A 13,659-nucleotide genomic window follows, 5' to 3' on the forward strand; every position below is an offset into this window, starting at 1 on the left:
GAAGTCAGTGTCGCGACAGCACAAAGCGTTGAGAAACGCTGACGCGGGCGGCTCGGCAATCGGTCCTCGGCGAGGATAAGAAGAGTTCTCGCCGACCGTCATTTTTTTGGAATACCTTGGATTATGTCGACGATTGAAGACCGCTACCTCGGTCGCCTGCACCAATTCATTGCTGACGGGCGGCGGCATATCCTCGGTTTGGTTGGTGCGCCGGGCGCCGGAAAATCGACACTGGCGCAAGCAATCCTTGATGCTTTTCCCGGAAAGGCAGTGGTTGTGCCGATGGACGGGTTTCATCTTGCGAATGTCGAACTCGCACGGCTCGGCCGCGCATCCCGCAAAGGTGCGGAAGATACGTTTGACAGTGCGGGGTATATTGCACTTCTGAGGCGCCTGCGTGACCAGCGTCACGACGAAACAATCTACGCCCCCACATTTCGCCGGGAAATTGAAGAACCCATCGCCGGCGCAATCCCTGTGGCGCCAGATATACCGCTTATAATCACTGAAGGGAATTACCTTCTTCTCGAGCATGGCCATTGGAAAGCTGCGCGACCGTTGCTCGACGAAGTTTGGTATGTCAACGTCGACCCAGACCTGCGACGGCAGCGTCTTGTTAGTCGGCATATTGGTTTCGGCCGGGACCAGGCTGCAGTTGAACAGTGGGTTCAGAAAACTGACGAAGTGAACGCGACCTTGATTGATTTAACCAGAGAGCGTGCCGATGTTCAATTCCAGTGGTCATCGTAACGCGCATTCAGGGATTCTATGCACCCCACGAGGCGATGCACCATGCGTTGCCTTCCTCGAGTAACGATGGATTTCCGGTTGAACATCGATAAAACTTCACGATGGAATCAATCAAGCGCTGGACGTTGAAATGGGCACACGGCGAGGCGGAGTTTCAAGCACTTGGTGGAATGCTTGCGCCGGTGCGATTCGACCTTGGAGTCGGACCTTCTGTCTCTCCGCTGCAGGTTGCTCCGACAGACCTTTCGCTGTGCGATAAAAGGCGATGTTGGAGGCGCGTCGAGCTGGGCTCAGGAGTTGAAAAGGGAGCTAAAGCGCGACAGGTTTCGGCCTCCCCTTTGCTGAGGAGGCCAATTTCTGTCGCGGGACGGGGCACATTTTAGATATGTTTTAGTGTGCAGAGGGTGTTTTCCGGACCCTAAAGTCTGACCGCAGCAAACTTAGACTTTGCCGGTGTCAGCACATCTTGCCCAGCTCCCGCCCGATCAGACCAAACCCGTCGCGTAATAAACCGCGATCACAAAGAACACCGCCATCGTCTTGATGACCGTGACCGCGAAGATATCGCGATACGACTGGCGATGCGTCAAGCCCGTGACCGCCAGCAGCGTGATCACCGCACCATTGTGCGGCAGCGTATCCATACCGCCGCTCGCCATGGCGACGACCCGGTGCAGCACTTCCATCGGAATATGCGCGGCTTCCGCACCTTTGATGAACGTGTCGGACATGGCCGCGAGCGCGATGCTCATGCCGCCCGACGCCGAACCCGTGATACCCGCCAGCGAACTCACTGACACGGCTGCATTGACGAGCGGATTGGGAATGCTCTTCAACGCGTCGCTGACCACCAGAAAACCCGGCAACGCTGCGATCACACCGCCAAAACCATATTCCGACGCCGTATTCAACGAAGCCAGCAGCGCGCCCGCCACCGCCGCCTTGGTGCCGATTGCGAAGCGCTCGCGCACGCGGTTGAACGCCGTCACGACGACCATGATGATACCGAGGAGCAGTGCGCCTTCAACGGCCCAGATGGCGACCACGGCCTTGATCGTGGTCGTGACCGGTGCGTGGATCCCCGGCAGGATGTCCGGTGCCACGGTGTACGACGCGCCGTACCAGTTCGGAATCCAGCGGGTCAGCAGGAAGTTCGCGACACCGACCAGAACCAGCGGCGCGACCGCCAGCAACGGATGCGGCAGTTGCTTCGATTCCACGCGCTCCGGCTCGTTGACGAGTTCCGTGCCGTAACCTTCGCCGGTCGCCATCGCCGAGCGGCGGCGCCATTCCAGATACGTGAGGCCGACTACGATGATGAACAGCGAACCGATCACGCCGAGCGCGGGCGCGGCCCACGACGTCGTCTTGAAGAAAGTGGTGGGGATAATGTTCTGGATCTGCGGCGTGCCGGGCAGCGAATCCATGGTGAACGAGAACGCGCCGAGCGCGATCGCGCCAGGCATCAGGCGCTTCGGAATATTGCTCTGGCGGTACAGTTCGGCGGCAAACGGATAGACCGCGAACACCACCACGAACAGCGAGACGCCGCCATAGGTGAGCAGCGCGCATACCGCAACGATCACCGCATTGGCGCGCGAGCGACCGATATAGCGGATTGCGGCGGCCACGATCGATTCCGAGAAGCCCGACAGTTCGATGACCTTACCGAACACGGCGCCCAACAGGAACACCGGGAAGTAGAGCTTCACGAAGCCGACCATCTTCTCCATGAAGATGCCGGTGAAAACCGGCGCGACAGCGGCCGGGTCGGTCAGCAGAACGGCGCCGAGCGCGGCGATCGGCGCAAATAGAATGACGCTGTAGCCGCGATAAGCGGCAAACATCAGAAACGCCAGCGCGGCGAGGACGATGACAAAGGACATTGAGTCTCCAAAGCTTGGTTGTTCTACATGGTCGCCGTCCCGAGGGTGCGACGGCACGGCGCCGGGCAAATGCAGGTTCCGTGCCACGCACACGGCAACGGCCAGCCGCCTGATTTCGCGGACCGAAGGTCGAAACGTGATCGGGCCGATTGTACCCAAACGTCTCTAAAACGGGACGCAAATTGGCCGAAGATAGGCCAAACCGAGGTTAAACCCTTATGCTGCAGGCTTGCTGGCGATCTCGCCAATGAGATAAGCTTGTCTACGAAATGAGACAGGCATAATAAAACGATAGCCGGAGACAGCGACAGCATGATGAACGACTGGGCGGGCCTTCCCGCCACCTACGGCGACGTACTGCGCCGGGCGATGGACTCGCTTTTCCGCACCTTCGAAAATTTCAGCGAAGGCACGTTTATCGTCGATGCCGACGCGCGCGTGGTCTGGATCAACAAGCGCTATGCGGCGCGCTTTGGTTTTTCGGACCCGGAGCAGGCCATCGGCCGCGATTGCGAAGCGGTGATCCCGAACAGCCTGATGCGCGAGGTCGTCAACACCGGCAAACCGATTCTGCTCGATATTCTGGAAACGGACCGCGAACCGCTCGTCGTGACGCGTTTGCCGCTGAAGGACGACGCCGGCGCCACGGTCGGTGCCGTGGGCTTCGCGCTCTTCGATGAACTGAAGGCGCTGACGCCGCTCTTTTCCCACTACTCGCGCGTGCAGGAAGAGTTGATCGCGACGCGCCAGTCGCTCGCGCAGGCGCGGCGGGCCAAATACACGTTCGGCAGTTTCGTCGGCACGAGCGCGGCCAGCCTCGAAGTGAAGCGCCAGGCGCGCCGCGCGGCGCAGCTCGAATCCCCGGTGCTGCTGCTCGGCGAAACCGGCACCGGCAAGGAGTTGCTCGCGCATGCCATCCATGGCGGCTCGGCGCGCGCGAATCAGCCGCTCGTGACGGTCAACGTCGCAGCGATTCCCGACACCTTGCTCGAAGTCGAATTCTTCGGCGCCGCGCCCGGCGCCTACACTGGAGCGGACCGCAAGGGGCGCGTCGGCAAGTTCGAGCTCGCGAACGGCGGCACGCTGTTTCTCGACGAAATCGGCGATATGCCGCTGCCTTTGCAGGGCAAGCTGCTGCGGGTGTTGCAGGACAAGGAGTTCGAACCGCTGGGCTCGAACCGAATCGTGCGCGCTGACGTCCGGATCATCGCGGCGACGTCGGCCGATTTGCCCGCGCTGGTCGCGGCGGGGCGCTTTCGCGCGGACCTGTTCTATCGGCTGAACGTGCTGACGATCCATGCGCCGCCGTTGCGCGAGCGAGCCTCCGATATCGAGGCACTGGCTTACGCGATGCTCGAGGATCTGTCGACGCAGGCGCGCGGCGGCAGTCACTTCGAATTGCAGGACGACGCGCTGCGGCTGCTGTGTTCGTACGGTTGGCCGGGCAATGTGCGTGAATTGCGCAACACGCTGGAGCGCGCCGTGATGCTGTCCGACAGCGAGCGGATCGATGCGCGGGCGCTGGCGCCGTTTATCGGCTCGGCGCACGGCGGCGGGCGTCGTCCGAATTTGGTCTCCACCAACGAGGCGCTTCCGTCGGCGCACGCTGCAGGCGCGCAGGCCGGCACGCCTGAAACGGCGTCGTGGAGCGAGGCGATGGCGACCTTCGAAAAGCGTTTCCTGAGCGACGCCTTGCGCGCCAACGGCGGTCGCGTGATCGAGACGGCGAACCAGATCGGCATGGGTCGCGCGACGCTCTATAAGAAGATCGCGGCCTACGGCATCGACGTGTGACAACGTTCGGCGATGGCGATTGACGCAGCGTAATTGACGCGTGGCACAATCGCGTGATCGAAAAACAAGACGTGATCGGGGTTTCAAATGAAACGCAGTCTCTCCTTCTTCGCGCGCCGGGCCTGCGCCACGCTGGCGGCCGGCGTCATGGTCGCGCTGAGCGGTTGCAGCAGTAGCGCGCCGCTATTTCTGCCGGACGGCCGCGCGACGACGCTGGTGCAGTGCCCCGCCGGTTCCGACTCCTGCTCGCAGCAGGCCAACGCGAGTTGCGGCGGCGCATTCGATGTCGTGCGCCAGTCCACTGAGAACGGCACGCTCAACCTGATTTACGCCTGCCGGGCGAAATAACGGCTCGCCGGCGCAAGGCCGGCGCGACCAACGCCTCAAGCATTCTTCCTTCAGCCCGCGGTTCGACAGCGAATGCGGGCGTCTCGATTCGCCGCACCAATTTCAGTCGCGCTCGGCAAACTGGTTCACGCAACGCTTCAAGGTCGTCACGATAAGCGTATGGCCGTCATAAAGACCTGCGTCTAATGCGGATTCTCTCCGCGTCTATGATGCGCAATGGGTATTAATGCGACGCTTCACATTATTTTTCTTGTCGCCGGGCGCAATTAAAAAACGCCCCAATTTTCACGGTTTAGCCAAGTCGGTGCGGCACCCAACGGAACGCGAAGTTCTGCCGCAGTACTCTCTTGCCAGTGGCTCAAGATTCAAGTGGCAAGCAGGTTTTGCCGGTTTGGTCGACTATGCGGAAAGTGCCAGGAAGGATTTTCCGTTTCAGGCAAAAACCGGGAGTAATTGCGGCACGCTTTATGCTTCGATTTACGCATTGAAAATAGTTCAACGAGTAATCCGGGGAAAGCAATGAATCATCACCAACTCGAAAAAGATATTGAACATCTTGAACACGTAATCTCGCATATCTCCGCGGAAGATCGCATCCCGCTGTCCTATTGGCGAAACCGTATCGATTCCGTTTCCGGCGCGGCACTGGTGCCGTCGCAGGCGACCCGCGTCAAACGGCTCAACGCCGCGCTCTCGGCACTGGAGCGGCGGCAGAAAGCCTGAAAGCGTGCGCAGTGGACGGCTGTGACGTGCCCTTCGATCGGGTAACGTTTTCTGCAAAAATGATGAACGCAACGGCCACGCACCCTGCGCGGCGTAGCGCGTTGTCTCGGCACGGTGCAAGCCGCGTCGTTTGTTGCACACGCGCTAACGGCGCCCAGGCAGCGGATGTCCGCCGACTGCGGACGGAAGGTGCACGTCAGGCAAGGGCGCGCAGGCCGCCACCTCCATCCACTGATTCAGGACAAACATGCAACCAGCAGGACTTTCCGCGTCTCGGCTGACGGCGCTGACCAACGCCATGCAAGGCTATGTGGAACGCGGGGAAGTAGCGGGCGTGGTGTCGATGGTCTGGCGGCGCGGCGAGATCGGCTATTTCGAGCCGCTCGGCTTGCGTGACGAAGCGGCGCAGTTGCCGATGGAGCGCGACACGCTGTTCCGCATTGCCTCCATGACCAAGCCGGTGACCAGCGCAGCGATCCTGATGCTGATCGAAGAAGACCGGCTCGCCCTCGACACGCCGATCTCACTCTGGTTGCCCGAACTGTCCACGCCGCGCGTGCTGCGCGACCCCGCCGGCCCGCTCGACGAAACCGACCCCGCCAGATCGTCGCTCACCGTGCTGGATCTGCTGACGCACCGCGCGGGCTTCGCCTATCACTTCACCGCGACCGGCCCGCTGGCCGAAGCTTACGCAGCCGCCTTCAACGGTTTCGAAGCGCGCATGGGCGGCAACGCCTGGCTTGCCCGCATCGCGGATTTGCCGCTGATGTTCCAACCCGGCTCACGCTGGCACTACGGCATCGCGACCGATGTCCTCGGCGTGCTGATCGAACGCGTGAGCGGGATGCCGCTCGGCGAGTTTTTCCGGACACGCATTTTCGAGCCGCTCGGCATGCGCGATACCGCTTTCTGGGTGCCTGACGCGCAACTCGCGAGGCTGGCCACGGCTTATGGCGTCGAACAGGCCACGCGGCAGCGTATCGTCGAGGACCATCCCTCTGCGAGCCGGTGGGCGGATCCGGACCGCTTCCAGAGCGGCGGCGGCGGGCTGGTTTCGACGGCGCAGAACTATCTGCAATTCGCACAACTGCTGCTCGGTCGCGGACGGGTTGGTACGACGCGTTTGCTGTCGCACCGCTCGGTCGATCTGATGCGCTCGAATTTTCTGACGCGCGACCAACGCCGCGTGTCGGCCTTTGGTCATGCGCTGTGGGCAGGTCAGGGGTTCGGCCTCGGCTTGTCCATCGTCGACGATCCGGCGCAGCAGCTGCCGCTCGGCTATCGTTCGATGGGCTCGTTCGGCTGGCCGGGCGCGTATGGCACGAGCTGGTTTGCCGATCCCGTGGAAGACCTGATCGGTCTGATGCTGATTCAGAGACGTTCCGTCGAACCGTTTTCAATGACAGTGGACTTCGAACGCCGCGTGTACGATGCAATTGACGATTGAGCGAACCGCCCGCGTCCGGGTCGGCGTCTTTTAAGCGTGTTACCCGCTCACGGTGTCGGGCTTCTCTATCCGGCAATTTATTCGTCTGATAGTGTCCGCACTTCAGTTCTCGTCAAAACGATCGGAGCACCTGTCATGGCCTCGTACAAGCAGTTGACTGCCCAGCTCGAAAAACTCCACAAGGAAGTCGCGGCGGCGCGCGAGAAGGAAATTGCGCAGGCGATCGCCGAGATCAAGCAGAAGGTGGCCGAGTACGACCTGACTGCCGAAGAACTGGGTTTCACCAGCAAGGGCACCGCGGCCCGCAAGACGCCCTCGGTCGCCAAGTATCGCAACCCGAAAACCGGCGAGACCTGGAGTGGCCGCGGTCGTTCGCCCGCTTGGCTCGTGGGCAAGAATCGCGAGCGCTTTCTGATCGAAGGTTGAAGTGCTTAAGCGCATGACGTGTCCGTTCGTCGCGCGCCGGATTGTCTAAAGTGATGTCGCGTGCGGTTTTTCTCGCACCTTTCTCACACGGCTGAGCAGGTCCCGAAAACGCTCACCTTTCGCGCGAACCTGGCGCGTGAGTCGTGAGTTCGGCCACGCGGCCAACTCAAAGCCTGGTTGCTTCGGTGAGCCTGGTTTTATCGAATCGCGCACCTTGGGGCAAGCCTGCCGCTGCAGGCCGACGTGACTGACCCACTTCCTCCGAAACCCGCGCCAGCCTTTGCTGGCGGGCGTTCCCAGGCTCTGCGAAGAATCGCTGCGGACAACGCTTGAGTCTCCTTCAGTTGTGTCCGCCGCGTTAAACCGCTGTGCAGAATTCGCTGCGTAGGTGCGCGACCGATCATCGATACGCTCACCTTTGCGGCGATTCAAGCGTGCACGTGCGAGAGTCCCGAAAACCCTCACCTTTGCGCTTTCTGATACCCGCAGGCCACTGTGCTCGGGACTAACCCGGAGTTGAGTTCCTCTCATACCCCGCATCAAAACTCATCGATACATGGTCGCGGATGCCGAACGCCACAATCGGCCATCCACTCAACCTCGACGGAAAGACCATGAGCGCATCGACGGACAAACAACTCTTTATCGGCGAAGGATTCGAAGGCCCCGGCGTCAATCTCGCGCACATCAACGTGCTGGTCGGCCCGCGCAACGGTCCGGCTGGGCAGGCCTTTGCCACCGCATTGGCGACGCCTTCGGCGGGCCATGCGCCGTTCGTCGTGATCGCGCGTCCGGGTGTGCCGACCAAGCCGCTCACGCTCTATGTGAACAAGGCGCAGATTGGCAGCGACTTCCACGGCAACGCGACGTGGGGCGCCTCGCAAGCCGGCATTGCGAAGGCAGTGGCCGAGTCGCTGGAGAACGGCACGCTGCCGCCCGAAGCGGAAAACGACTGGGTGGTGGTGTCGGCGAACTGGGTCAGCCCGTCGACCGATGATCTCGACGCCGTCTTCAAGAACAACTACCGCGCGTGCAAGAACGCGATCCTCGCGGCGATGAAGGGCCTGCCGCACCGCGATGAAGTATTCGCCGCCGCGCGCGACGTATCGAACCCGTTCTACACACCCAAGCAACGTTAATGGCACGCAGCGCGGCTCGGCGCGCGTCCTGGAATGCGCAACTAACTGTCCGCGCTGCCGGATCCCGATCAGGAAGGAGACACGCACTATGGAATACATTCGCCTCGGCCAATCCGGTCTGAAGGTTTCGCGTCTGTGCCTCGGCACGATGAACATGGGCACGCCGCAATGGAAGCCGTGGATTTTCGACGAAGCGCAGAGCGAGCCGATCATTCGTCATGCACTCGAAGCAGGCGTCAACTTCATCGACCTCGCCGATTTCTATTCGACCGGCGTGGGCGAAGAAGTAGTGGGCCGCATTCTGAAGCGTCTCGCGCGTCGCGAGGAAATGGTCGTGGCCACCAAGGTCGGTTATGACATGGGCGCGTATCAGAACGCCGGCGGTCATTCGCGCAAGCACATCATGGACGGCATCGACGGCTCGCTCACGCGTCTCGGCATGGATTACGTCGACATCTACATGCTGCATTTCTTCGACGTGAATACGCCGGTCGAAGAAACCATGGGCGCGCTCAACGATATCGTGCACGCCGGCAAAGCGCGTTATATCGGCGTGTCGACCATGTACACGTGGCAGTTCGCCAAGATCATGCAGGTCTGCGAGCGCAACGGCTGGCACAAGCCGATCAATATGCAATTGCAACTGAATCTGGCGTACCGCGAGGAAGAGCGCGAAATGATTCCGTATTGCCAGGATCAGGGCGTGGGCGTGTCCGTGTTCAGTCCGCTGGCGCGCGGGCTGTTGACGTGCGATCCGAATTCGACGCGCAATCAAACCGACTTCTTCACCGCGCAAATGTATGGCGATGTGGCTTCGCGGGAGATTGCCGCATCGGTGGCGCGCGTGGCCGCGCGGCGTGGCGTTTCCGCTGCGCAGATCGCGCAGGCGTGGGTGCTGGATCACGGCGGCGTCGCGAGCATGCTGGTCGGCGCGGATACGCCGGCGCAGTTCGATAGCGCGCTCGCCGCGCTCGGCACGACGCTCTCAGCGGATGAACTGTTCGAGCTGGAACGCAACTACACGCCGTGCGATCTGATCAACGATTACACCGCGGGCAAACGCATTGCGCGCGAACCGCGCCTTGCGCAGGGCATGTTCGTCGAAACGTTGGAGAAAGCGGCATGAACGAATTTCTCCGCACCGGGCATTACATTGGCGGCGAGTGGTACGAAAGCGCCGACACCTATGACGTGTTGAATCCCGCGACCGGCGAGGTCGTCGCGCAAGTGGCCAAAGGTGGCACGGCGGAAACCGCGCAGGCCATCGCGGCTGCCGAGCGCGCGTTTCCCGCATGGCGTTCGCTGACCGCAAAAGAACGCAGCGCGCGCGTCAAACGCTGGGGCGAGTTGATGCTCGAGAATCGCGACGCGCTCGCTGAACTGCTGACGCTCGAGCAAGGCAAGCCGCTTGCCGAAGCGCGCGGCGAAGTCGGCTACGCGGCGAGCTTCTTCGAATGGTTCGCGGAAGAAGCGAAGCGTGCGTATGGCGACGTCATCCCGAGTCCGAATCCGAACGCGAAGATCATCGTGACGCGCGAACCGGTCGGCGTGGTCGCGGCAATCACGCCGTGGAATTTCCCGCTCGCCATGATCACGCGCAAGGCCGGTCCGGCGCTTGCGGCCGGTTGCACGATGGTGCTCAAGCCATCGGAAGAAACGCCGTTGTCCGCGTTCGCTTTGGCGGTGCTGGCCGGGAGGGCGGGCATTCCGCCTGGCGTGTTCAACATCGTGTCCGGCGATGCCGTAGCGATCGGCGGCGCGCTCACGGAATCCGATGTGGTGCGCAAGCTGTCGTTCACCGGCTCGACGCGCGTCGGCAAGTTGCTGGCGAAGCAGTCGGCGGATACGTTGAAGAAGCTGTCGCTCGAACTCGGCGGCAACGCGCCCTTCATCGTCTTCGACGACGCCGATCTCGACGCCGCTGTGCAAGGCGCAATGGCTTCGAAATTTCGCAACACGGGGCAGACGTGTGTGTGCGTCAACCGCTTCTACGTGCAGGACGGTATCTACGATGCGTTCACGTCCGCGTTGACACAGGCGGTGCGCAAGATGCGCGTCGGCAACGCGTTGCAAGGCGAGGTCGAACAAGGTCCGCTGATCAATCAGGCTGCGCTGAAGAAGGTCGAAACGCACGTGGCCGATGCTTTGCAAAAGGGCGCAAAGGTTTTGACCGGCGGCAAACCGCACGCGCTCGGCGGCACCTTTTACGAGCCGACCGTTCTGGTCGACGCTTCCAGTTCGATGCTGATCGCCGAGGAAGAAACCTTCGGGCCGGTGGCCGCGTGTTTCCGCTTCAAGACCGAAGCGGAAGCGGTCGCCGCGGCCAACGACACACCGTTCGGCTTGTCGGCGTATTTCTACACGCGCGATCTGGCTCGGGCATGGCGCGTAGGCGAAGCGCTGGAAAGCGGCATGGTCGGCATCAACGAAGGAATCGTGTCCACGGAAGTCGCGCCGTTCGGCGGCGTCAAGCAGTCGGGCCTCGGTCGCGAAGGCTCGAAGTACGGACTCGATGAATACACCGAACTGAAGTACATGATGATGGGCGGCCTCGGACGCTGATCTTCACACCGCGCGTCCGTCGGGGCATGCACACACATGCCGCACGGGCGGATGACGCAATCGGACGCGACCGGCCACACGCCAGCCACGCCCGGCGATCCATACTAACGAAGGAGACAGCGTGAGTAATCAGGATATGCAGGCGGCCACTCTCGGCCTCGCCCCCACTTTGCCGGCGGCAGCGGCGTCCTCGCACGGCCCCATTCCTCTCGACGACGTTCCGCTGAACGCCTTTCACGTCAAGATCGCCGGGTTGACGTTCGGCGCGCACTTCACCGAAGGTTTCGCGCTCGGCACGATCGGCTACGCGCTCGCGTCGCTGAACCGGCAGATGCCGCTCGACGCCTTCTGGATGGGCATGATCGGCAGTTCCGCGTTGATGGGCATTTTCATCGGCAGTCTGGTATTCGGCTGGCTGTCCGATCGCTTGGGACGCCAGAAGATTTTTTTGCTGAGCTTTCTGATCATCACAGCGGCCGCGTTTGCGCAGTTCTACGTGCGCTCGCCGCTCGAGTTGTGTTTGCTGCGCGTGTTGATCGGCTTCGGCATGGGTGGCGATTTTGCGGTGGGCCATGCGATCCTCGCGGAGTTCTCGCCGCGCAAACATCGCGGCACCTTGCTCGGATCGTTCAGCGTGGTATGGACGATCGGCTACGTGGTGGCGAATGTGCTCGGCATGCATTACGCCGACGCTTCGCCGGATGCATGGCGCTGGTTGCTGGCGTCGGCGGGTGTGCCGGCGTTGATCGTTCTCGTGTTGCGCATGGGCACGCCGGAGTCGCCGCGCTGGTTGCATGGCAAAGGCCGCACCGCGGAAGCGAAGTCGATCGTGCTGAAGCATTTCGGCGCGAACGTCATTCTGGATGGGGGTCACGACGAGCTTGCGCAATCGGCGGGTGGCTTCATGCGGCTGTTCAAGCCGGATCTGATTCGCCGCACGATTTTTAACTGCGCGTTCTTCGTGTGTCTCGTCATTCCGTATTTTGCGGTTTATACGTTTCTGCCGACCATTCTGAAGGCGATTCATTTGAACAACGATTCGAGCGCGGACTTTCTGCTGAACGGATTTCTCGTGCTCGGCGCGTTGATTGGCATCTGGCTGACCATCAAATTGCCGCGTCGTGTCTTCCTGATCGGCTCGTTCGCGGTGACGTGCGTTTCGCTGATCGCGTTGAGTCTGCTGCCGGAGTCGGCGACGCTCGGCATGATCGTCGCGTTTGGGATTTTCACGCTCACCATGTCGGCGTTCTCGAATCTTGTTGGCGTGTTTCCGCCTGAGTGTTTTCCGACTGAGGTGCGTGCCTGCGGTGTCGGGCTTGCGATTGCGTGCAGCCGTCTTGGGTCGGCGGTGGGGACGTTTCTGCTGCCGGTCGGCATTGTGCATCTGGGCTTCCACATTACGATGATGGTGCTCGCGGCGGTGTTGCTGATCGGCATGGTGGTGTCGATTGCGTGGGCGCCGGAGACGAAGCATTTGACATTGAACGAAGCTAGCGGCGCTTAGTTCGCTAGAACGCTGTAGAAAACCCGCCGCATCGACAACGATGCGGCGGGTTTTTTGTTTTGGACCGCCCGTCAAGGCCTGCGGGGAAAAATCTGCTTGCCATGCGACGCGATGAGCGGCCCGCCGAAGACTAGGATTTTTCTTAATCCGCAGCGCCTGACGCATCGCAAAAAGTCCTGTCGACTCCCGCAAAGCTATACCAGAAGCGGCAAGGATGCCGTGTCGTGCTCTTAACGTTATCCCATTAATTTAAGACTCGTCTGAGCGACTGTCGGGCCGTGTTTTTTTAAGATTCTATTCATGGTGATCAACGCTTCGGTGGATACAGACACGGAGTCAAGCGAAAGCAGCGATAACCTGGGCGGTTCGACGTGACGATACGAAGTGGCCGCTGAATCCGAAACCGTTTAATTGATTGAATCTCAGGAGCTTAAAATGAAACAACGCATGATTTCCGGACTGTTCGTGGCCGCCATGGGTGCAGTCGCCCTGTTTTCGATGAAGGCCCATGCCTCGGACGGCACCATTACGTTCCAGGGCGCTGTCTCGGACACGACCTGCTCGATCAACGGCATGACCTCCGGCACCCCGGCCGATATCGCCGTCACGCTGGCGCCGGTTTCCGCAGGCGCATTGGCAACGTTAGGCGCGACTGCCGGCACGACCAGCGCGGGTGCCATCCAGATGCAGTTGAGCGGCTGCTCCGGCGTGGCCACCAAGGCGATCGCGCACTTCGAAAACGGGTCGACCGTCGATCAATCAACCGGTTACCTAGCCAATCAGTCGATGGTAGCCCCTGCGCAAAACGTCGAAATCCGCTTGCTGAACGCGAATATGCAACCGATCAACATCCTCAGCGGCACCAATAATGACATCGCCACCAACGGCGCGCCGATTGCCGCGGGCAACGCGACGGTGAAGTACTTCGCTCAGTACTTTGCGACCGGCAAGGCGGTAGCAGGCTCGGTGACGTCGTCGGTTCAGTACACGATGCAATATCAATAAGTAGCAAGAAACGGCGTTTGTTGCGGCAAACGCCATTTTTATGGACTAATTTTGAGATTAGTCGTGATCAAGCTT

The 13,659-nt window shown here is 61.1% G+C and carries 13 protein-coding genes; 12 read left to right on the forward strand and 1 reads right to left on the reverse strand.

Annotated elements, in window-relative coordinates; translation table 11 throughout:
* The first annotated feature begins 123 nt into the window (after nt 1-123).
* Complete coding sequence (locus PQR42_RS29250; RefSeq protein ID WP_408387009.1) at nt 124-750, forward strand: nucleoside/nucleotide kinase family protein; 627 nt, start codon at nt 124-126, stop codon at nt 748-750.
* A 485-nt stretch (nt 751-1,235) separates the two neighbouring features.
* Here PQR42_RS29250 and PQR42_RS29255 read toward each other — a convergent pair whose 3' ends face one another.
* The gene (locus PQR42_RS29255) at nt 1,236-2,636 is read right to left on the reverse strand and encodes a GntP family permease (RefSeq protein WP_408219471.1); all 1,401 of its coding nucleotides are present in this window, start codon (nt 2,634-2,636) and stop codon (nt 1,236-1,238) included.
* Nucleotides 2,637-2,948: 312 nt separating this feature from the next.
* Here PQR42_RS29255 and PQR42_RS29260 point away from each other — a divergent pair, with 312 nt between their 5' ends.
* The 11 genes from PQR42_RS29260 to PQR42_RS29310 all read left to right on the forward strand — a co-directional run bounded on the left by PQR42_RS29260 (nt 2,949) and on the right by PQR42_RS29310 (nt 13,584).
* Nucleotides 2,949-4,430, forward strand: a complete 1,482-nt coding sequence (locus PQR42_RS29260) for a sigma-54 interaction domain-containing protein (RefSeq protein ID WP_408387008.1) — start codon at nt 2,949-2,951, stop codon at nt 4,428-4,430.
* An 87-nt stretch (nt 4,431-4,517) separates the two neighbouring features.
* On the forward strand, nt 4,518-4,778 hold the full coding sequence (locus PQR42_RS29265) for a hypothetical protein (RefSeq protein WP_408219477.1): 261 nt from the start codon (nt 4,518-4,520) through the stop codon (nt 4,776-4,778).
* Nucleotides 4,779-5,004: 226 nt separating this feature from the next.
* A complete protein-coding gene (locus PQR42_RS29270; protein ID WP_408387007.1) occupies nt 5,005-5,301 on the forward strand; it encodes a hypothetical protein in 297 nt (98 codons plus the stop codon).
* A complete protein-coding gene (locus PQR42_RS29275) occupies nt 5,298-5,501 on the forward strand; it encodes a hypothetical protein (protein ID WP_408219583.1) in 204 nt (67 codons plus the stop codon). The genes PQR42_RS29270 and PQR42_RS29275 overlap by 4 nt, the downstream gene beginning before the upstream one ends.
* A 247-nt stretch (nt 5,502-5,748) precedes the next feature.
* Nucleotides 5,749-6,948, forward strand: coding sequence for a serine hydrolase domain-containing protein (locus PQR42_RS29280; RefSeq protein WP_408387006.1), 1,200 nt, complete (start codon nt 5,749-5,751; stop codon nt 6,946-6,948).
* Between the two features lie 135 nt (nt 6,949-7,083).
* Nucleotides 7,084-7,374 carry an H-NS histone family protein gene (locus PQR42_RS29285; protein ID WP_408219482.1) on the forward strand — a complete coding sequence of 97 codons (291 nt, stop codon included), beginning with the start codon at nt 7,084-7,086 and terminating at the stop codon, nt 7,372-7,374.
* A gap of 614 nt (nt 7,375-7,988) precedes the next feature.
* A complete protein-coding gene (fae, locus tag PQR42_RS29290) occupies nt 7,989-8,513 on the forward strand; it encodes a formaldehyde-activating enzyme (RefSeq protein ID WP_408387005.1) in 525 nt (174 codons plus the stop codon).
* A gap of 88 nt (nt 8,514-8,601) precedes the next feature.
* Nucleotides 8,602-9,639: an aldo/keto reductase gene (locus PQR42_RS29295; protein WP_408494323.1), complete on the forward strand. Its 1,038-nt coding sequence runs from the start codon at nt 8,602-8,604 to the stop codon at nt 9,637-9,639.
* On the forward strand, nt 9,636-11,075 hold the full coding sequence (locus PQR42_RS29300; protein ID WP_408387003.1) for an NAD-dependent succinate-semialdehyde dehydrogenase: 1,440 nt from the start codon (nt 9,636-9,638) through the stop codon (nt 11,073-11,075). The genes PQR42_RS29295 and PQR42_RS29300 overlap by 4 nt, the downstream gene beginning before the upstream one ends.
* A 121-nt stretch (nt 11,076-11,196) precedes the next feature.
* The gene (locus tag PQR42_RS29305) at nt 11,197-12,579 is read left to right on the forward strand and encodes an MFS transporter (protein ID WP_408387002.1); all 1,383 of its coding nucleotides are present in this window, start codon (nt 11,197-11,199) and stop codon (nt 12,577-12,579) included.
* Between the two features lie 435 nt (nt 12,580-13,014).
* Complete coding sequence (locus PQR42_RS29310; protein WP_408387001.1) at nt 13,015-13,584, forward strand: fimbrial protein; 570 nt, start codon at nt 13,015-13,017, stop codon at nt 13,582-13,584.
* Nucleotides 13,585-13,659: the final 75 nt, after the last annotated feature.

The organism is Paraburkholderia sediminicola (assembly GCF_046027355.1).
GTDB classification, from domain to species: domain Bacteria; phylum Pseudomonadota; class Gammaproteobacteria; order Burkholderiales; family Burkholderiaceae; genus Paraburkholderia; species Paraburkholderia sediminicola_B.

Excerpts from the sequence above, each read along its gene's own strand:
- PQR42_RS29250 (WP_408387009.1), top strand. The coding sequence starts at position 124 with ATGTCGACGATTGAAGACCGCTACCTCGGTCGCCTGCACCAATTCATT.
- PQR42_RS29255 (WP_408219471.1), bottom strand. The coding sequence starts at position 2,636 with ATGTCCTTTGTCATCGTCCTCGCCGCGCTGGCGTTTCTGATGTTTGCC.
- PQR42_RS29260 (WP_408387008.1), top strand. The coding sequence starts at position 2,949 with ATGATGAACGACTGGGCGGGCCTTCCCGCCACCTACGGCGACGTACTG.
- PQR42_RS29265 (WP_408219477.1), top strand. The coding sequence starts at position 4,518 with ATGAAACGCAGTCTCTCCTTCTTCGCGCGCCGGGCCTGCGCCACGCTG.
- PQR42_RS29270 (WP_408387007.1), top strand. The coding sequence starts at position 5,005 with ATGCGACGCTTCACATTATTTTTCTTGTCGCCGGGCGCAATTAAAAAA.
- PQR42_RS29275 (WP_408219583.1), top strand. The coding sequence starts at position 5,298 with ATGAATCATCACCAACTCGAAAAAGATATTGAACATCTTGAACACGTA.
- PQR42_RS29280 (WP_408387006.1), top strand. The coding sequence starts at position 5,749 with ATGCAACCAGCAGGACTTTCCGCGTCTCGGCTGACGGCGCTGACCAAC.
- PQR42_RS29285 (WP_408219482.1), top strand. The coding sequence starts at position 7,084 with ATGGCCTCGTACAAGCAGTTGACTGCCCAGCTCGAAAAACTCCACAAG.
- fae (WP_408387005.1), top strand. The coding sequence starts at position 7,989 with ATGAGCGCATCGACGGACAAACAACTCTTTATCGGCGAAGGATTCGAA.
- PQR42_RS29295 (WP_408494323.1), top strand. The coding sequence starts at position 8,602 with ATGGAATACATTCGCCTCGGCCAATCCGGTCTGAAGGTTTCGCGTCTG.
- PQR42_RS29300 (WP_408387003.1), top strand. The coding sequence starts at position 9,636 with ATGAACGAATTTCTCCGCACCGGGCATTACATTGGCGGCGAGTGGTAC.
- PQR42_RS29310 (WP_408387001.1), top strand. The coding sequence starts at position 13,015 with ATGAAACAACGCATGATTTCCGGACTGTTCGTGGCCGCCATGGGTGCA.